17 protein-coding genes and 1 pseudogene are annotated in these 18,107 nt (G+C 57.7%); 8 read left to right on the top strand and 10 right to left on the bottom strand.

The features are described 5' to 3' along the window. Window positions 1-30 precede the first annotated feature (30 nt). Genes AC1DW2_RS32255 through AC1DW2_RS32240 form a run of 4 tightly spaced genes read left to right on the top strand, consistent with a single transcriptional unit; the run spans window position 31 to window position 3,595 of the window. Entirely contained in the window at window positions 31-942 is a 912-nt protein-coding gene (locus tag AC1DW2_RS32255; RefSeq protein ID WP_477007960.1) for a branched-chain amino acid ABC transporter permease, read from the top strand. A 3-nt stretch (window positions 943-945) separates the two neighbouring features. After that, complete coding sequence (locus AC1DW2_RS32250) at window positions 946-2,106, top strand: branched-chain amino acid ABC transporter permease (RefSeq protein ID WP_477007959.1); 1,161 nt, start codon at window positions 946-948, stop codon at window positions 2,104-2,106. After that, a complete protein-coding gene (locus AC1DW2_RS32245) occupies window positions 2,103-2,879 on the top strand; it encodes an ABC transporter ATP-binding protein (protein ID WP_477007958.1) in 777 nt (258 codons plus the stop codon). Before AC1DW2_RS32250 ends, AC1DW2_RS32245 begins: the two co-directional genes overlap by 4 nt. Then, window positions 2,876-3,595, top strand: a complete 720-nt coding sequence (locus tag AC1DW2_RS32240; protein WP_477007957.1) for an ABC transporter ATP-binding protein — start codon at window positions 2,876-2,878, stop codon at window positions 3,593-3,595. Before AC1DW2_RS32245 ends, AC1DW2_RS32240 begins: the two co-directional genes overlap by 4 nt. Here AC1DW2_RS32240 and AC1DW2_RS32235 read toward each other — a convergent pair. Further along, a complete protein-coding gene (locus AC1DW2_RS32235; RefSeq protein WP_477007956.1) occupies window positions 3,546-4,784 on the bottom strand; it encodes a GlxA family transcriptional regulator in 1,239 nt (412 codons plus the stop codon). The genes AC1DW2_RS32240 and AC1DW2_RS32235 overlap by 50 nt on opposite strands. A gap of 228 nt (window positions 4,785-5,012) precedes the next feature. Between AC1DW2_RS32235 and AC1DW2_RS32230 the strand changes: the two genes are divergently transcribed. Next, window positions 5,013-5,408, top strand: coding sequence for a hypothetical protein (locus AC1DW2_RS32230; RefSeq protein ID WP_477007955.1), 396 nt, complete (start codon window positions 5,013-5,015; stop codon window positions 5,406-5,408). Window positions 5,409-5,636: 228 nt separating this feature from the next. Here the strand turns inward: AC1DW2_RS32230 and AC1DW2_RS32225 are convergent, their stop codons facing one another. From AC1DW2_RS32225 to AC1DW2_RS32205, 5 genes are all read right to left on the bottom strand, one after another. Beyond that, on the bottom strand, window positions 5,637-7,031 hold the full coding sequence (locus tag AC1DW2_RS32225; RefSeq protein ID WP_477007954.1) for a M20 family metallopeptidase: 1,395 nt from the start codon (window positions 7,029-7,031) through the stop codon (window positions 5,637-5,639). A gap of 34 nt (window positions 7,032-7,065) precedes the next feature. Next, window positions 7,066-8,193, bottom strand: coding sequence for an ABC transporter ATP-binding protein (locus AC1DW2_RS32220; protein WP_477007953.1), 1,128 nt, complete (start codon window positions 8,191-8,193; stop codon window positions 7,066-7,068). After that, window positions 8,190-9,332 carry a M24 family metallopeptidase gene (locus AC1DW2_RS32215; RefSeq protein ID WP_477007952.1) on the bottom strand — a complete coding sequence of 381 codons (1,143 nt, stop codon included), beginning with the start codon at window positions 9,330-9,332 and terminating at the stop codon, window positions 8,190-8,192. The genes AC1DW2_RS32220 and AC1DW2_RS32215 overlap by 4 nt, the downstream gene beginning before the upstream one ends. A gap of 104 nt (window positions 9,333-9,436) precedes the next feature. Beyond that, complete coding sequence (locus AC1DW2_RS32210) at window positions 9,437-11,233, bottom strand: ABC transporter permease subunit (RefSeq protein ID WP_477007951.1); 1,797 nt, start codon at window positions 11,231-11,233, stop codon at window positions 9,437-9,439. A gap of 7 nt (window positions 11,234-11,240) precedes the next feature. Continuing rightward, complete coding sequence (locus AC1DW2_RS32205; RefSeq protein WP_477007950.1) at window positions 11,241-12,353, bottom strand: ABC transporter substrate-binding protein; 1,113 nt, start codon at window positions 12,351-12,353, stop codon at window positions 11,241-11,243. Window positions 12,354-12,486: 133 nt separating this feature from the next. Between AC1DW2_RS32205 and AC1DW2_RS32200 the strand changes: the two genes are divergently transcribed. Then, window positions 12,487-12,969 (top strand): Lrp/AsnC family transcriptional regulator, encoded by a 483-nt coding sequence (locus tag AC1DW2_RS32200; RefSeq protein ID WP_477007949.1) that lies wholly within the window; start codon window positions 12,487-12,489, stop codon window positions 12,967-12,969. A gap of 26 nt (window positions 12,970-12,995) precedes the next feature. Here AC1DW2_RS32200 and AC1DW2_RS32195 read toward each other — a convergent pair whose 3' ends face one another. Beyond that, complete coding sequence (locus AC1DW2_RS32195) at window positions 12,996-14,192, bottom strand: diaminopropionate ammonia-lyase (RefSeq protein WP_477007996.1); 1,197 nt, start codon at window positions 14,190-14,192, stop codon at window positions 12,996-12,998. A 249-nt stretch (window positions 14,193-14,441) separates the two neighbouring features. Here AC1DW2_RS32195 and AC1DW2_RS32190 point away from each other — a divergent pair, with 249 nt between their 5' ends. Further along, window positions 14,442-15,653 (top strand): aminotransferase class V-fold PLP-dependent enzyme, encoded by a 1,212-nt coding sequence (locus AC1DW2_RS32190; protein WP_477007995.1) that lies wholly within the window; start codon window positions 14,442-14,444, stop codon window positions 15,651-15,653. Between the two features lie 100 nt (window positions 15,654-15,753). Here AC1DW2_RS32190 and AC1DW2_RS32185 read toward each other — a convergent pair whose 3' ends face one another. Beyond that, the gene (locus tag AC1DW2_RS32185; RefSeq protein ID WP_477007948.1) at window positions 15,754-16,149 is read right to left on the bottom strand and encodes a thioredoxin domain-containing protein; all 396 of its coding nucleotides are present in this window, start codon (window positions 16,147-16,149) and stop codon (window positions 15,754-15,756) included. 505 nt (window positions 16,150-16,654) lie between these two features. Between AC1DW2_RS32185 and AC1DW2_RS32180 the strand changes: the two are divergent. Further along, window positions 16,655-16,894: pseudogene (locus AC1DW2_RS32180) on the top strand (hypothetical protein); the annotation flags it as partial. Window positions 16,895-16,947: 53 nt separating this feature from the next. Here AC1DW2_RS32180 and AC1DW2_RS32175 read toward each other — a convergent pair. Next, complete coding sequence (locus AC1DW2_RS32175; protein ID WP_477007947.1) at window positions 16,948-17,133, bottom strand: hypothetical protein; 186 nt, start codon at window positions 17,131-17,133, stop codon at window positions 16,948-16,950. 264 nt (window positions 17,134-17,397) lie between these two features. Continuing rightward, window positions 17,398-17,928: a PRC-barrel domain-containing protein gene (locus AC1DW2_RS32170; protein ID WP_477007946.1), complete on the bottom strand. Its 531-nt coding sequence runs from the start codon at window positions 17,926-17,928 to the stop codon at window positions 17,398-17,400. Window positions 17,929-18,107: the final 179 nt, after the last annotated feature.

The raw sequence follows: 18,107 nt of genomic DNA, 5'->3' as shown, positions 1-18,107 counted from the left end.
TCCATCGCTTGAACATGGCAGCAGGATAGTATGGCCACCTGGATCCAACACATACTAAACGGCCTCATGCAAGGCACCGTCTACGGTCTTGTGGCGATGGGATTCACGATCTTCTTTGGCGTGATGAACGTAATCAAGTTCTCACATGGAGACGTCTTTACGTTCGGCGCATTTGCGGGCCTCGTTGCCGCTTGGTTCGCCGACGCAATGGGCCTGCCAGTCGTGCTTCAACTCGCATTTGGATTCACAGCTGCAATCCTATTCGCCGGTACGTTGGGAGCCCTCATTTCCCGAGCGCTAATTCTTCCCCTGCGCGATGCACCGGCTGTCAACATGCTTCTTATGACCATGATGGTGGGAACAGCAATACGCGAAAGCATTCGGTTGTTCTTTCCCAATGGGTCCAATCCGCAACGATTCCCTTCGTTGTTGCCGCCGGGTGGATTTGAGTTTCTGGGAGCTCATGTGAGATGGGACGGAATGCTCCTGATTGGTGGAGGGGTCGGATCAATCGCGCTCGTCTATCTAATTATCAATAGAACGCGGTTCGGCTTGGCGATGCGTGCGGTCGCCGAGGACTCCGAGACTGCCAGTATGATGGGAATTAATTTCGAACGTATTGCGCCTCTTACCTTCGCGCTCGGATCCATGACTGCGGGGTTCGCCGGCGTCATGTACGGACTCTACTACAGTGAGGTAAGCTACAGCATGGGCCTGTTGCTGTCTGTTATCGGCTTCTCAGCTGCAATTGTCGGGGGGTTGGGAAACATTTGGGGAGCGATACTCGGAGGGTTTCTCTTCGCTGCCCTGCAGACGCTGGTTGTCGCGGCGACGCCATCTCTCAGTGAGTACAAGAACGTAATAGGGTTCGCGGTAATGATCATGCTCATCACCTGGCGGCCAACCGGCTTATTGGCAGAGCGTACCGGCGAGCGAGTATAAACTATGTACAAATTTGGTACGGTACCGAGGCGAATTGCAGCGCTGCTGACTACGATAGTTGCGGCGACTTGCGCTTTATCGGCAGTCATTGAGCTAACAGACGAGAGGCTATTCGTTCTTGCGTTGCTGGTCGCAATCGCTGGGACGTGGCTCGCGCATCGCACGGGATTGCTCGCTACAGCCGAACTCGCTGCTAAGGAACAGCCACACTTGCTTCGTGCGGCTCTCCTGGTGTCAGCCGTTGTTCTGATCGTCGTCTTGCGTGACGATACCTTCGGGTTGCTGATGCTCGCGACCGTTCTGATCTACGTTCTCGCTTGTTTTGGTCTTACGATCCAAATGGGATTCGCTGGATTGACGAATTTTGGTGCTGCAGCATTTATGGGGGCCGGTGGCTACACAGTAGCTATGCTTGCTCGCCTCGGCGATGTTCCAGGCCTGATATCTTTGGTGTCTGCAGGTGCTGCGTCTGTCCTGATTGGCTTTGTGCTATTGGCTCCTGTTCTTCGAACTCGAGGACACTATGCGGCGCTAACCACGCTCGCGTTCAGCGTTATGTTCACCGTCTATGTGGACGCAAGTGATGTGCTCGGTGGGCCACAGGGGATTAAGCTTCCAGGACTGATACTCTTCGGTTGGGATTTTAGTCGAGACATCCAATTGGGAGCGTATACGTTCGGGTCCTACGCAAACTATGTCATTTTGACCGGCGGCTTTGTCGGATTATCCGGGCTGCTGATCGGCTTGATGAATCGATCATGGATTGGCGTGTGGCTGGATGTTGTGCGGCTAGACGAGACAGCAGCATCGATTTTTGGCTTGCGTGTCTGGTATTGGAAGCTGCTCGCCTTCACCCTGGGAAATTTCCTCTTGGGGCTCGCAGGTGCAATCTATGCGCAAATGACCGGCTTTATAGCCCCAGCGAATTTCCAGTTGGGCGACAGCCTGGCGATTGTATCAATTCTCATATTGGGAGGAGTTGGAAACATATGGGGCATCCTTCCCGCGACGCTTTTGGTCGTGCTCCTACCTGAGAAACTCCAAATTGTTCAAGAGTATCGCTTCCTCATATTCGCGTTGGTAGTGATATTCGTCCTCATCGTTCGCCCTTCTGGGATATTGCCTCGACGAATGCGGCGGTTGCAGGAAGGTGCCCCAGCATGAACGATACGATCCTAGCCACGTCTGGTCTGACCGTTCGATTTGGGGGCTTGTGTGCGCTCAACGAACTCGATGTATCCATTTCAAGGGGGGATGTGATCGGTCTTATTGGCCCTAACGGGTCGGGAAAGACCACGTTTTTCAACACCATCAGTGGGCTGGTTCGCTCGAGTTCTGGATCAATTACTTTCGAGGGTTCTGACACCACGAAAGTGAAGGTTGATCAACTCGCCTCGCGGGGCCTGGCTCGGACATTTCAGCGATCGCGGCTTTGCCTTCCACTCTCGGTCTTCGATAATGTCGCTGTTGGAGCTCAAGAACGCATCTGTAGCACGTTGTGGCACAACATTTTGCGAAGACCTGCATTTCACACGGAGCTTCGACAACTAGCGGAAGACGTCGAAGATTTGCTTTCCAACTTCGATCGTGGCCTGGCGAAGAAGATGTTTAAGCAAGCTGAAACGCTCGGGATGATTGATCGCAGACGAGTTGAGATTTGCCGAGCTCTTGTTGGCAGGCCTTCTCTGCTTCTGCTGGACGAGCCATCTGCGGGAATGACCCATGACGAAACAAACCAGCTCATGGATGAAATCTTGGCCATAAGACCAAAATTCGGAAGCCCTACGATAATCATCGTTGAGCACGAGATGGGGCTCATCGAGCGTGTAACCGACCACTGTATCGTCTTGAACTACGGTCAAAAGATTTGCGAAGGAAAGTTCAGGGAAGTGGCGGCCGATCCCGCCGTCCGACGCGCATACCTGGGGCACTCATGAACCCGATCCTCACCGTTCGCGGAGTTCACACTGCCTACGACAGCGTCGACGTTCTGACGGGTGTCGATTTGGATGTTCTGCCGGGACAGATAAGCTGCATTCTCGGTGTGAATGGAGCGGGCAAGTCGACTTTGATCAGATCAATTCTGCGGCTCACACCGCCGAGAGTCGGTACAATCACCTTCAATGGAAACAATCTCGATAGATTGAAAACCCACGAGATTGTTCGGCTCGGTATTGGATGTATACCGGAAGGTCGCCGTATCTTCGGTCGAATGACCGTTGAAGAAAATTTGCGTGTCGGGGCTTATACTGAGCGATCCAATACCAAAATTCGCGAGAGTCTGGAGCGAGTGTTTCACATATTTCCGCGGCTGAAGGAGCGCGAGAAGCAGGTTGCGGGAACACTCTCAGGCGGCGAGCAGGCAATGGTGTCGATCGGACGCGGACTGATGACGGACCCTCACATGCTCATCATCGACGAGCCGTCGCTGGGTCTCTCTCCTCTCTTTGTGCAAGAAAACTTTAACGTCATTCGCGAGATCGCAAAAGCCGGAGTCACGGTGCTCTTGGTTGAACAGAACGTAAATCAAACCCTCGCTATTGCTGACTATGGATACGTTCTACTCCAAGGCCAAGTCATCGTGAAAGGGTCGGCAGACTCCCTTAGGTCAAATCCTGAGGTTCAGCGTGCTTACTTCGGAGGGCTGCACTAGGAACCTGATGGCCACCATTATTATACGTCGCGAAGATAGATCCAGGCGACGGTTGATCCGAAAGCTTCATTCGGGTAGGTGAGCCAACAACAGAGTGAGCCAGATTAGCGTACACTGACTCTCTCGATCGCGATAAGTCCGAATCCTGATCGCCCTTTGCAACCCTTTCGTAGAGCGATGCCCATCGGGGCGAAATAACGTCGCCCACACTTACCTTTGACTGTCGTGCCTTCGTTGGCGTTGTTGCAAATTGAGTTCGAAAACATCGATTGAAGTGCGAGCTATCGGAGAATCCGGTAACCGACGCAACTTCGGTGATTGACTTCGCGGTATTCAAAAGAAGCCAATAGCCATAACCGAGTCGAAGATGACGGCAGTATTGCTGGACCGATTGCTTCATCTCCTGCTGGAACAGGCGTTCGAGCTGCCGCTTAGACGTTCCCAGAGATGATGCAAGAGCTTTAACTTTCGTCGGCCGTCCAGGATTTCTTTCTATAATCTTCAGTGCCCGGAGTACTCTCGTATCGAGTTCTGTCGTTCCGGAACTCTGCTTCAACTCGGGCGCAGGGACAGAAAGCTCTTGCGGTGCAGGCAGGTCGACGCCGATAGCGGAGTAATGACGTTCTAAGAGCCATGATCCGAGCTCCAGCGCCGCTAGCCCTCCCGCACAGCTCACTCTCCTGCCGCTCACCACCAAGTTGACGCCTGAGATTTGCTGCACCTCCGCGAAACGCGTATCTCGGTCAGTGCCGCGATACCAGTCTGTTGCGCAGGGCAGCCTATCAAAAAATCCGGCTTCGATTAACACGAACAGTCCCGAACCAGCTCCTACAAGAGTTGCGTTGTTCATATCGGCGCTGGTTAATGCTTCCAGAATTGATCTGCGATTCTCGATGGGGACCGCTGTCCTCCCGCCTATCACGAAGACGTAGTTACAGGCGCGGGCGGCGTGCAGGGGCGCGGTCGGGGGCACTTCGACACCACAGGTCGTTTGAGCTGGCTTCTGTCCTAAAACCAGATACTCAAAGTCGATCCCGACGGCGGCTGCGGGGTCGGTACAATGCTTCAAAATGTAAACCAGGGCTGAGTACGAAAACATCGTGAACCCTGGAAGGAGGATGAAGCCAACTTTCACACGCCGGCGCACCAGCTTGGTGGGTCCGGCCTTCACACCCGAAACCGGCATCATCGTGGACTCTCCTGCCATAGAAGCCGCTAATCGTAGCAGCAATGGTGTCTTCGCGTATACTCTTCGGGTGCTCGCAACCGCTTGTCGAATAGACGATTCATGTACAGCAAAAACGATGCCAAAAGGCCGGTGATTAAGGTTTCTGGCCGGTCTACCACCGCCTGAAGACAAGACGCGGTCCTGGGGCGATCCGGCAGCGGTGCTGAGACCGCGAGTGCACATCAAGTTGTGCTTAAAATCGTTGTCGTAAGCTGCCGCTGGAATTCGGTCTACGCAAAAGCGGGCATCATGGTCGAACGCCCGGGGACCGCCAAGCACACGGTAACATTGGCCTTTCAGTCGATCAACGAAGCTATTTCACGCCTTATGCACGGTAAATGGCTTGCGCTGCATCCACGCACGATTGCCGGGCATCAGCGAAAGAAAATGATGCCGGATAAGGATTTCGCCGTCTTGGAGGGGAGCGACCTTTGCGGTCCGAAACTCGAAATGCTCCGCGCCCAACTTATCGACCGGACGCCGACCGTTCGCAGCAATTCGCGCCGCAATATCGGCTGCGGGAACAGGCCTTGTAGCAGCGCCTGCTCGATTCGGTTCGAGACGGCAGCCTCAAGGCTCGGCTGAGCCGGGTCAGGCTGGCAACAATTGCAGCTCTTGCCACCAAAGCCATGATGGTCCGATGCATCACCCATGTGCATTGCCCCTTCAGCGTCCGCACTCGAAGATGGCGCTCGGCGCCGCCTTGACGGAGCTTGGCGCATCAGTCGGGAAGCGGTACTTCGAAATGCGCAAGGGCCTTCGCAGAAAAACAATCACCCGCGCCACGGCGCCAGCAAAGCGCAGCCGATCAGTTCATCCTCGTCGGACTGGAGGAAGGGTATCTGGCTCACCTAGGTCCCAATATAGCCCCGCCATGATCTCCAGAGCCTCGCGTGCGAGCCCGATCGGCAAGTGCTCGTTGGCTGCATGTTGCTGGCATCCCGGATAGGCGTGGGGCACCCATAACGTGGGCAGATTTAGCACTTTGGCAAAGATGTCGTTCGGAAGCGAACCGGCGAAATTGGGCAAGATTGCCGGCGATTTCTGCGTCGTCCGGGCGATCGAGGCTTGGGCCCACCTAGCCCAAGGATCCTCAGGATCGAGGCGCGTGGCAGGAAAAACACCGTCGTGGGGACTTGGCGTCACCTGGACCATGTCGAGGCCGGACGTCACGAGGTGCCGCCGAAGCGCCGGCAAAATGTCCTCCTGATCGACGCCGACCACGAAGCGGAGCTGGCAGCGCGCCCAGGCACTCGCGGGAATAGCGTTGACCGGCGCCTGCGGATTTCCGCAGCTCATGGCTAGAACATCAAACGAGCACCAGCCATACACCTGCTCTGCCGCAGTCAGTCCCGGCTCCCCCCAAACCGGATCGATCTCAGGTCCTCCAGGTCCCCCGTCAATCACACAATCGGCAAGCACCGGCCGGACGGACTCAGGCAGCCCACTTGGAAGCCATTCTGGAATCAGGATGCGGCCGGTCGGAGAAACGATCGTCGCCAAGGCATGCGCGAGCTGGATTGCAGGATCGGAAAGCAGACCGCCCCAATTGCCCGAGTGATACGCGCTCTCGCGCGCCTTAATTGAAATGTCGAATGTAACACATCCGCGCGAGCCCAGGAATATTGTAGGCCGATGCTCGGACAACCGCGGTCCATCGGATGCCATGAAAAGATCGGCGCTCAGGAGATTCTTGTGCGTCAAGCAAAGTTCGCGGAGGCCGGGCGAATCGACCTCTTCGCCCATCTCGATGATGTATTTGAGGTTGAATCCCAGACGACCTCTGGTCTTGAGGACAGCGCGGAGGCCGGCAATGTTGATGGCATGCTGCCCTTTGTTGTCTGCGACACCCCGGCCATACCAGCGATCATTGAGCTTTGCGAGGCGCCAAGGCGACGTTCCTGCGGCCCACGACTCGTCCATTCCTCTAACCACATCGCCGTGCCCATATCCCAGCACCGTCGGCAATGCTCCATCTTCTCTGCGCTCTGCATACAGAAAATGCGCGCCTGCAGCAGTCAAATGCTGGCAATCGCAGCCGAGCTCTTCAAGCATGCAGCGGAGTTCGTCGAGATATCCGACAATCTGAAGTGCTCGCTCCGGATTCTGACTCTCGGAAGGAATGGCGACGAGGCGCGAGAGAACGGTCTCGAAGTCTCCAGAATCGAGATGGCTGCTCGCGCGCGAGATTGCAGCGTCCCTGCACATTTCGGGCGGCTCCTCGCACGCCATCAAGGGGAGCTCAACGGGCGGCCGGAAACACGCGGGTATGCGCAGCCTCGATCTCAATGCGGACCCGCTGACCGGATTGGAACAGCGGCCGTCCTGGCTTGACCGGAATCCGCGCGGTCAGCCTCAGCTCGCCCACTTGCACCAAGACGCTCTGGTTGGTGCCCGTGTACGCGGACTCCAGCACCGTAGCCGTGGCCTCGTCATCTATCTCCAAACGGATAAATTCGGGGCGAACTGCGAGTAGCCCTCGATCCTGCTGAGAAAGCACTTGCTCGTTGCGCACATCAACCCACAGGCCGAGATCCGGTGTTCCTACTGCAACACTCTCACCAGACCGGCGTAGTTCGGCGGGCAAGAAGTTTGTCTCGCCGATGAAATCAGCGACGAAGGCCGTAGCCGGCTCCTCGTAGAGCTCCCGAGGCGATCCGAACTGCTGCAGACGACCATGCTCAAGAACGGCCACGCGATCGGCCATAGACAGGGCTTCTTCCTGATCGTGGGTGACGAAGATGATGGTGCTGCCTACCTCTTTATGGATCAGTTTGATCTCCATCTGAAGCTGCTGTCGAAGCTTGCGATCCAGCGCCCCGAGCGGCTCATCCATCAACAGGAGGGGCGGCCGGAACACCAATGCACGGGCCAGTGCGACACGTTGCTGCTGCCCTCCCGACAGCTGGCTTGGGAGCCGCGCGCCGTAACCCTCGAGTGCGACCAGCCTCAATGCCTTCGTGACCTCACGTTCGACGTCACGGCCGCTCATGCCGCGTCTGCGAAGAGGGTACGCGATGTTCTCCGCGACGGTCATGTGTGGGAACAGTGCATAGTTCTGGAACACCATTCCAAAACCGCGGCGATGTCCGGGAACATCGTTGATCCGGACGCCATCCAGCCTAATATCGCCCGAAGAAGGCGTTTCGAAGCCCGCGATCATCATGAGGAGCGTGGACTTGCCAGATCCACTGGATCCGAGCAGCGCCACGAACTCGCCAGGCCGCACTGACAACGAGACGCCATCGACTGCTTTCACCGAACCAAACATCTTGGTGATCGCGTCGACCGACACCGCGCCCCGCTTATCCTTGCTGGACACAGAAATATTAGCCGAATGATCGGCGGTCACCGCAGCTGTGATTGTCATCTTGCGTCCGTTTCGAATATCTGACGTGGCGTCTTGGTCAGTCGTTCGCCTCCGGTCCTGGTCACGACGACGGAATCGCTCATCGCCAGACCTGCGGCCGAAGTGTACATATGGAAGACCATGCCCTCCTCAACCATCCAGTCCGAGCGCGGAGTGAAGCAGCGATACAGATCACTGGTATGCTGAGAGACGAGTGGCGCCACTCCGAGCGTGTAGCCGGTGATATTGTCATAGGTGTCACGCAAACCCGCCGCCACAACACCTTCCCGCACGATGCGATCGACATCGGCAGCGAGCGCCCCAGGCCGAAGCGCAGCAATTTGCTGGTCCTGTAGTGAGATCAGGGTCTCCGCAGCCGCCCTCTGGTGATCGGTCGCCCGCCCCACGATGACAGAGCGCATGATGCGGACGGTATAGAAGTGCAGGCGAGGCAGGAGCTCGATGTGAACGATGTCACCGTCGGCCAGAGGTCGCTCTTCGAGAAATCCGTGTAGAGAGTCCCAGCCAAATCCGACATTAAGCGGACCGACGAAGCCATCGTCAAACCCGAGCTTGTAATAGGCGCTTGCAGCGGCCGCCGCGACCTCACGCTGGCTCTTTCCAGACCCGACTTCCCTCACTGTCGCTTGGAAGGCGCTGTCCAGAAGGGTACCCGCACGTCTCATGTGGGCAATCTCCTCGGCTGACTTGCAGCCTCTGAGGCTCCATGCGGAGCGTTCGAGATCGCGGACATCTGAGCCAGGCAGAAGCGCGCGGAGGCGATTGTGCCGCTGAACGGTGAACGAATTCGACTGGAATTCGACACCAATTTGCTTGTGTGCGACCTTCCGGTCGCGCAACGCATCCACCAAGGTGACCAAGGGATCATCCCAGTCACCAAAGCCGACGATATCTTCCATCCAGCTCCGCTGCTGCGCCGGCGGCATATCGAGCTTGCGAACCAGAAGGAACGGTTCGCCCGAGGCCGGCACGACGCACGCACGCCAGAGGTTCTCGGAGACGGTATAGCCCGACAACCAAGCCATCATCTCCGGTTCATCGAGAATGACGCAATCGAGGCGACGAGCCGCGACAAGCTCCTGAACCAACAGCAGCCGACGCCTGTACTCTCCGACGGAAAAAGTGAGATCGCGAATCATGTTCCAACTTTCTGCTCTTACGCTATTTGCGGACAACACCGACAAGGTCACCCCTCGGGTCTGTTGAAGGCTATGTGGCGCGTCCCAACCTCGTCATGTTCAGGTCAGATCCCAGCTCGCGTCCGGCGGCCTTCCATGGCCGCTCCGACGAAGAAACGGACGAGACAGAGCAGAACCAGCACGGCCAGGAACAAGACAGCGATCACCGCGATCTGCGGACTGATCTCAAGGCGAATATTGTCCCACATCCGCATAGGCAGCGGCGTAGCGGATGGCCCACTCAGAAAAAGGCCAAACACCACATCATCGAAGCCAACAATGAAGGCGAATATTGCCGCGCTCGCGAGCGTCGGAAACAGCAGAGGCAAAGTCACGGTCCGCAAGATCGTTATCGGGCTTGCCCCAAGACTCGACGCCGCTCGCTCAAGAGTACGATCGAAGCGCTTCAAGCCGGCTATCGTCACAACGACAGCATATGGCGTTCCGATGATCGTGTAGCTGATGGCGAACGCTAAGGGAGAGCCGATCAGCGAAGATCCCGCAAGCGCGAAGAATAGCGAGACGGCCATGACGACGTGCGGAACGATCAGTGGCGAGATCAGAAGAAGGTAGATCGGAAGTCGCCCCAAAAAACGATGACGAACCAGTGCGAATGCTGCTGGGACGCCAACGGCGACGCTCAAGAGCGCCGCCAAACCTGCCCAGCGCAAACTGAAGCTCAGCGCATCCAGCCACTGAGTGTTGCTGACCAGGCGAGAAAACCACCGGAGCGAATAGGCGGGCGGCGGAAACGTGAGATAGGGAGCGTCGCTGAACGCCAGCGGAATCACCGCCGCAAAGGGGAGGACAAGTAGGAGAAGCGCGAATCCTGCCGACGCGTACAGCAACGGCTTGCGAATGTTAGACAGGAGTTCGTGCAGGCGTAAAACGGGACCGTGCGACAGCGAGGTCAAGCGCTCTGCGAATGGTCGTCTCGCGGTGAACTGCGAGTCGAGCGCGCTCGATGCACGGATATCATCCGATCCCGGACGGTCGTCGAGTTCTTCCGCAATGCGGCGTCGAAAAATAAGAAAAATCACGACGACCGCGAGCAGAAGCAGTGAAGCTTGAGCGGCCGCTTCGCTGAAATTACCGAGGATCAAGACCCTCAGGCTGATGCCCTGCGCAATGAGATAGTCGTCCGGGCCTCCCAGAAGCTCCGGCGTGATATAGAAACCCAGGCAGGAGAGGAAGACGAGAGTACATCCGCTGACAAGCCCGGGCATCGACGCCGGTAGCGTAACACGGAGGAATGCATCCGAGGGCGGACTTCCTAAGCTCTGCGCGGCCCTGGTCAGATTAGGGTTGGCTCGTGTCAGCGCTGCATACAGGGGAAATACCATCAGCGGGAGCTGGACCTGGACCATCCCGATGTAAACGCCGGTCGAATTAAAGACCATCTGAAGCGGCTCGGAAATCGCTCCGAGTGCAAGAAGCACCTTGTTTATCGGTCCGTTTGGACTGAGCAGTACGATCCAGGCATACGTGCGAATAAGGACGCTGGTGAGGTACGGAAGCGTGACGATGAAGAGCAAGAGCGTCGCCACTCTGTCCGAACATCGAGAGATCGTGTAGGCCAGCGGATAGGCGATCACCAGACATATGACGGTAACCGTCAGGGCAAGCCTGAGCGTCTTCAGAACGATCCAGAAGAACGAGGATGAGCTCGCGATTTCGCTATAACTCTTGAGCGACCAAGCACCATCGGATTGCAGGCTCTTGAGCGCGAGCTGAGACAGCGGCATCAGATAACCGAACGAGAACAGCACCACGATCGGAAAGAGCAACAGGATGGGAGTGAGCTTGTCCCGTCCGATGGACCAGCTCCGGTTAGATGCTATGGTCACGCTGGAGTTCGACATCACCGTTTTACCGCGCCCCCGCAAGCCATCGCTCCCACTGAGCCACGGCGATTTCGTTGTTCGCGCGCTCACCGGCGGCTCGGGCGGTCCAGAATTCATAGTCCTGCACGAACTGCTGTTTGCGTGCATCCGGCGAAGTGGGCAGAAGCTTGGCGCGATCGGACGGGATTAAGTCGTAGGCGCGCGAGTTTGGCGGCGCATACAGTATGTGCTGTACGAATTTCGCCTGGTTTTCGGCGCGGGCGGAGAAGGCAAGGAATTTGAACGCGTTGTCCGCGTTTTTGGTCCCCTTCAAGACGACCCAGCAATCGTATTGCAAGATACCCTGATTCCACGTGTAGCCGATTTTCGCGCCCTGTTCGTTGGCCGCGGAAACCCGACCATTCCAGGCGCTGCCAGCTGTGATGAGCTTGTCGATGATAAGCTGAGGCGCTTCCGCCCCGTTGTTCCACCACTTCACAATATTCGGTTTAATGCGACCGAGGCTCTTGAACGCCCGATCCCAATCGATTGGATAGAGCTTCGAGGGCTCAACACCGTCCGCCATCAGGGCCGCCTCAAAGGTTCCGCCATCGGAGGCCCATGTACCGGCCATTAATGAACGTCGCCCCGCAAATTTCTGGGCATCCCATACATCAGCCCACGAGTTCGGCGCATTGGATGTAAACTTGGACGAGTCATACGCGATGAAGAGCGAATAGACGATCGCAGGCACCGTGAACTTGCCCACTTTGACAGGACTAAACGCCTCCAGGTCGGACTTCTCGAAGTAGCCGTAGTCGATCGGGACCAGCAAATTATCTCGCTCGAAGGTCGGCGCCTTACCACCCGGCAGGATCATGACGTCGTAGCGAGGTGCCCCGGCGAGAACGCTCGCCCGCGCGGCTCCCGTATCAGTGCGCGGTTGCGCTATCACCTTGATGCCGGTCTCGCGCTCGAAGGGCTCAAAGTAGGCGATCCGTTTGGCCTCGCCCCATGATCCGCCACCGTCGTAAACGACAACTTCGCCGGTACTCTTGGGAATTTGAGCGACTGCGGGAGCGGGAAACAGGGAGCGTGTCGCCGCAACGCCTCCGACCAACGCGGTGCCCTGAAGAAGTCTGCGTCTTACGATGTCCATGGCTGCCTCCCTGCCGATCTCACAAATGCTTGCTCAGGCCCTCTTCGTGCATATAATGTGACATGCCGGTGACGGAATTCGTCGTTTTGGCGCGATCGGACGCCGGATAACTGCAATCTTAAGGAATATTTAAGTGGCCAGCGCGCGAATGGATCTCGATCGCCTTGATCTCAAGTTGCTGATGCTGCTGCAGGAGAACAATCAACAGACCTCCGAAGAGCTCGCGGAACGTGTGGCCCTCTCGCCGACGTCGTGCCTGCGCCGACTACGGCGGTTGCGCGAGAATGGCGCTATCCTGTCCGACGTCTCGATCATCTCGCCGTCGGTCGCCGGGACGCGGGTGACGTCGATCGTGATGGTTGCGCTTGAACAAGAGCAACTCGACCTTCTCGATACGTTCAAGAAACGAATGAGCGCCTATCCAGAGGTCACGCAATGCTATTACGTAACCGGGTCGGCCGACTTCATACTAGTCGTCAATACTGGCTCGATGGAGGAGTATGGAGCATTCACCGAGAGAGCATTTTTCCCCGACAAGAACATCAAGTCGTTCACCACCTTCGTGGCAATGCAGACGGTTAAGTTCACTACCCGTATCAATCTCGATGTCTCATAGCGGGGATGTGCACGCTCCTGCGCTTGCTAACGGCTTCCACTCCAAACAGAAAGATCGGTGGGGCCTTCTGTCGCGAAGAGCAGGACTTTCGAGGACCGGTCGAGCGCAAGCCTTGCGCGGTCCTCATTTTCCGCCGCTCGGATGAGGCCCGCCAACCCCGCCGCGCCTGACTCTCCCACCCGAAGACGTGCATCGCCTGACGCTCCCCGGTCGAGTACACGCACTGCCTCGCCGGCTTCCTCGTCACTGACCGTTAAAAAGCCCGTGGCCATGGAATTGATGAGCGGCCAAACCATCAGGGACGGACTTTGGCACTCGAGCATTGACATGTTTGTAGGTGGTCCTGGGGGAAGACGTACCGGCGTGTCGGCACGAGCGCTCTCGTAAAGACAAGCAGACCGTTCTGGCTCAACGATCCACAGATGGGTATCGGGTCCAAACAGTTCACGCGCCCGACCATGACCGAACACGCTCGCCGCGAGACCTCCGACACCAGCCTGAACCAGGACATGGGTAAAGGGGAACCGTTGCCCCGCGATCGCTGCAACGATCTCGTCAATCAAGACGGCATATCCCTGGACCACAAAAGTACAAGCGGTGTCATCCTCGCCGGGACCAACTGTGTCCGGAACGGCGATCCAACCGTCCTGTGAAGCGGCTTTGGCGGCAGCCTCGACCGAGTCGTGATAGTCCCCTGCAACACGCACGATTGTAGCGCCGAGCCGCGTGATATGAGCGGCCCGCTCGTCAGTCACCCCTTCGTGAAGGAACACCACTGCCCGCGCTCCGATAAGCCTCGCACCAGCCGAAACGGAGCGCCCATGATTGCCGTCTGACGCGCAAGAGAACGTGAGCTCTGAGATCAATGAACGCACGCCAGGCTCCAGCAACTCTGCCGGCAAGATCGCGCGCCCCGTGCGTTTCCCGACATACGTCAGGGCAAGCTTCAGCACAGCATAAGCACCGCCGAGCCCCTTGAAACTACCGATTCCAAGGCGCTGCGTCTCGTCTTTGATCCAGACCTCGCCGAGACCCAGCCGCTCGGCCACGCCAGGCAAGGAAATCAGGGGGGTCGGAGCGTAGCGCGGACAAGCTCGAAGCAGGCGGAGAGGTTCATCACCTGCGTTTCGTTCGCACCACCAGGGAAGTTGCGTCGGGGCGGATGTCTGACTGCGCAGCAGCACCGGCCGACGGTTGGACGACTCCCCCGACGCAATCTCCATAGGCTTGATAGGTGCTCCCAAAATCACTCTCCTTGCGGGCAAGTCCGATTGGCATTGAGTTGTACTTTGCCAAGGCACAGGGCCGATTCGCGCAATTTTTGCAGCCAATCGCGAACGTTTTTTGCATAGATGGCTTCAAAATGCCGAGTTTGGTCAACGGCCGACTGATATCGTTTGAAAGATGTCTGATCGAACGCAGGTAGCTATCTGCTCGGATCGAGGTGGGACCGGAACGAGCAGGAGCGACAACTGAGGCAGTCAACGAGCAATCCGGACTTCGAGGACTTCGCTGACGTTGATGTCGAGCGTTTGCGAGGCGATACACCCGGCGCAGCAAATCGAATCCACTTCAATAATGCAGGCGCCGCGCTTATGCCCAAGCCCGTAGTTGAGGGCATGATCGAGTACCTGCAACTTGAAGCGGCAATCGGCGGCTACGAGGCAAGCACTGAAAGTGCTGCACGCCTTGAACGTGTATATGACAGCATCGCGATGCTAATCGGTTCCAAGCGGGAAGAGATCTCGCTGGCGGAGAACGCTACGCTCGCATGGCAGCGAGCCTTTTACTCGTTGCGCTTCGGCCCGGGTGACCGCATTCTCACGACCACTGCGGAATTTGCGGCCAACTATATCGCCTTCTTGCAGATGGCAAGCCGAACCGGCGCGCAGGTAGATATCATACCAGACGACGCTAACGGCGTCCTTGACCCCGATGCACTCGATCGCATGATCGATGCGCGGGTACGACTGATCGCCATTACGTGGGTACCCACAAATGGCGGTCTCGTGAATCCGGCAGAGGCCGTTGGCCGGATCGCACGTGCGCACGGCATTCCGTACCTGTTAGACGCCTGCCAAGCGGCTGGACAAATGCCGATCGACGTCTCTGCGCTCGGCTGCGATATGCTCACTGCAACGGGACGCAAGTTCCTGCGCGGTCCTCGAGGTACGGGCTTTTTGTATGTCCGACAGGACTTCCTCACAGATCTGGAACCCGCCATGATCGACCTGTTTGGAGCCTCCTTGAAAGGGCAATATCACTACGAGCTCAGGCCTGACGCCCGAAGATTTGAGACCTGGGAAGTAAATTACGCCGCTCGGCTTGGGATCGCGGTCGATTACGCACTTGAGCTCGGACTCGGCAAGATCGAACGACGTTGCCGCGCATTGTCTGACGARTTGCGCGGCGAACTATCAGAAATCCCCGGAGTGGCAGTTCATGACCTTGGGGACCGTCCCGCTTCTATCGTTTCCTTCACAACGCCTGATATGAGCGCGCGCGACGTTATGCGCTATCTCTCATCTAAGCGGATCAACGTTTCTGTATCGCCACCGACGAGCACCCCGCTCGATGCGACACGGAGAAAACTTCCAGACATCGTCCGCGCCTCGCCTCACTACTACAATACGACCGCTGAGATCCGATATCTGGCAGAAGTGCTCCGTCAGATGCCGGCATGACATTTCGGATGCCGCTAATAGAAGGAAATTGCCAATGATCACGCTGGGAGCTCTGATTTCTTTCCCCGAGAAGCAGAATTCTTTCGCCGTCAGAAAGCTGTCAATCCGCGAGGCCTCGAATGGATCGTGGCCATAGACCGCTCCGCTCCGCCTGGCGGGCGACCGCACGCATGATGCTGTTGGACTCGAAAATGCCGGCTTGTCCGTCCCCGCTGAAACCCGCGGAGACCGTCCCGAACGGCTGGGCCGCAAAGAAGGCGTCGGTCTTGTAGAGCTTGCGGCCCTTGAACCCGATGCGGCCCACCCGCTCCGCGGCTGAGCGCTCCTCTGCGGACACTTCGCTCAGCGGGCGAGCGTCAAAATCCCAAAGCCAGTCCACGAGTTCGGCGCCCGCGGCGCCCCGCACCTCCAACGCGACGCCGCCGATGCGCGCGGCGATGACCGCCTTCCAAACACGAGGATTGGGCAAGTAGGAAAAGATCCGCACCTCGGCCATAGTGCTGTCTCCGTGGTGCGCCGCTAAGCCGGTAGCGCAGTTATTCGTGAATTGGGCCGTGGAGCTGGACATGCTTGAGCCCTTATTCGATATGTTGGGGGACCAGCATGCGCGGAACGCTGCTCGACGAAGAGGGCCGAAGCGGCCAAGGGGGAAGGCAGGAGCGGCCACGCTGATGGCGCCGTTTGGCCAGAGGTATCCCTTAGCGCACCTGGCGCGGTTGTAAATAAGCGCCGAACTTTGCCTCCCCAATCGGCTTCCAACATTGACCCCACACGTGATGGGCATTCCAGTGATGGTTCAAGGAATTGGGCGGTGTTGGGCGGGGTCAACCTTCGGTGCCGATCGGGGGTCAAACCGTACGCCGAATAACAAGCATGCAGGGTGATGAAGCGACTCGACCCGTCTAAGAGTACTTTTACCTGCTCGCGGTAGCCCCTGCCCCAAGGACTATGCCCGTCTTACCGGAAAGGCGAGGGCCTGCCGATGCCGCTTTGATCGCGGCATGCCTCGCCCTGCCCGCCGCCACACGCCTACGCACGCTGACGGTCGACCGCCCAAGATCACCTTCGGCGAGATGCGCGAGATGGGCGTGCGCGGCGTCTTGATCTATTGCCATTGTGGCCATCACATCGCTCTGGACGCCGACCTTTGGCCTGACAGCGTAAGGCTCTCCGATCTCGAGCCACAGTTCGTCTGTCAGGGGTGCGAGAGCCGAGGTGCCGACGTCCGACCCAACTTCGATCGGGGCAACTCACGGCTTGCAATCACTGAGGCGGCCTCTCTGCGCTGGGAGGCTTATGTCGGAGCGCGCAGACCGGGTGAATCCAGCCACTTATTGACGGTAACCGAGTTATCGATCCGGCTGGCCATCCGTAGAAGTTCGTCGCGTCGAATGCCATGAGGCATACCCTCAGCCTGCTTGCGCAAGTCAATTGCCTCGTCCTCTAAGCGGTATTGAAATATCGATGATTGCTTGAACATGGGTGCTCCCTGTTCGGTTGGGCGGGAGCCAACTGGCGTTCTCGTCACCGATAGAAGCCATGAGCCGGACGGTGATAAAGGTTGTTAACACTTGTGGCAGACCAAGTCTGAGCAATTTTGATCATCCCCTTGGGCGCACTCGGGGACTGCCGGCGCCCATAAACGTACGAGCCGGCCAGAACGGCCCGCCAGCGTGAACCGGCGGGCCATTTGTCTCAGTAACGAGCGATCAGTAGCCGTATCAGGCGCATTCCCGCACCAAAGTTAGTACTTAAACTCCGGCATGGCCTTCAATTCGTCCTTGGTGGCGTTATACACCGCGTGATCGGGATACCAACGCCCACTGGCGCTGGTTGTGGTGGTTGTAGTGGTGGTAGTTGCGGCACCGGTGGTGGTTCGCGTGGTGCTGTCTGGAGCGGAAGTAGTTGCAGGCGCATTCCCCGGTGGGGACGTTGTTGACGCAGTTGTCGAGGTCACCGGCTGGTCAATCCACTTCAGCTTATCGAAGGCGACCGCCACGTAATGCTCGCCTAGGCCGAGAACGCCGCCCACACCCAGAATGACATTGGCCACCCTGCCTGACCTATCCAAAATCGCGTCGTGGATGGCGCCGATCTTCTCGTTTGCTTCATTGTACACATCGACGCCGGCGAGCTTGGACGCGCGCCATTCACCCTCCTTGTGTGTGGTAGCACTGGTTGCCGAGGCCGCTTGGTTTGTAGCTGTTTGAGCCGCCGCCGCGTCGGTCATCGACGCGGTGGCCAGGAAGGCTATTGCAAGATATTTGGAAATCATGATGTTCCTCCCATGTTTTTAGGGAAACAATATTGCGGTGGGAGTGGTTCCAGCGGCGGAACGGATATTTCCCTAGTGCCAGCCCCCGCCTCCGCACGCGAAGGCCGGCGCTGGACCGCGGTCGGGACGGCAAATGAAATGGCTGGTGCAAGGGCGGCGGCTATCAATCGCAAGTATCT

This window comes from Bradyrhizobium sp. P3_C3 (assembly GCF_056402655.1).
Note: the sequence above shows the minus strand (reverse complement) of the source record. Positions and strands in the feature narration are given on the sequence as shown.

Coding starts and splice junctions, on each gene's coding strand:
- AC1DW2_RS32175 (WP_477007947.1), bottom strand. CDS start 17,133: ATGTTCAAGCAATCATCGATATTTCAATACCGCTTAGAGGACGAGGCA.
- AC1DW2_RS32210 (WP_477007951.1), bottom strand. CDS start 11,233: ATGTCGAACTCCAGCGTGACCATAGCATCTAACCGGAGCTGGTCCATC.
- AC1DW2_RS32255 (WP_477007960.1), top strand. CDS start 31: ATGGCCACCTGGATCCAACACATACTAAACGGCCTCATGCAAGGCACC.
- AC1DW2_RS32170 (WP_477007946.1), bottom strand. CDS start 17,928: ATGATTTCCAAATATCTTGCAATAGCCTTCCTGGCCACCGCGTCGATG.
- AC1DW2_RS32205 (WP_477007950.1), bottom strand. CDS start 12,353: ATGGACATCGTAAGACGCAGACTTCTTCAGGGCACCGCGTTGGTCGGA.
- AC1DW2_RS32235 (WP_477007956.1), bottom strand. CDS start 4,784: ATGATGCCGGTTTCGGGTGTGAAGGCCGGACCCACCAAGCTGGTGCGC.
- AC1DW2_RS32250 (WP_477007959.1), top strand. CDS start 946: ATGTACAAATTTGGTACGGTACCGAGGCGAATTGCAGCGCTGCTGACT.
- AC1DW2_RS32240 (WP_477007957.1), top strand. CDS start 2,876: ATGAACCCGATCCTCACCGTTCGCGGAGTTCACACTGCCTACGACAGC.
- AC1DW2_RS32185 (WP_477007948.1), bottom strand. CDS start 16,149: ATGGCCGAGGTGCGGATCTTTTCCTACTTGCCCAATCCTCGTGTTTGG.
- AC1DW2_RS32245 (WP_477007958.1), top strand. CDS start 2,103: ATGAACGATACGATCCTAGCCACGTCTGGTCTGACCGTTCGATTTGGG.
- AC1DW2_RS32225 (WP_477007954.1), bottom strand. CDS start 7,031: ATGTGCAGGGACGCTGCAATCTCGCGCGCGAGCAGCCATCTCGATTCT.
- AC1DW2_RS32215 (WP_477007952.1), bottom strand. CDS start 9,332: ATGATTCGCGATCTCACTTTTTCCGTCGGAGAGTACAGGCGTCGGCTG.
- AC1DW2_RS32220 (WP_477007953.1), bottom strand. CDS start 8,193: ATGACAATCACAGCTGCGGTGACCGCCGATCATTCGGCTAATATTTCT.
- AC1DW2_RS32195 (WP_477007996.1), bottom strand. CDS start 14,192: ATGGAGATTGCGTCGGGGGAGTCGTCCAACCGTCGGCCGGTGCTGCTG.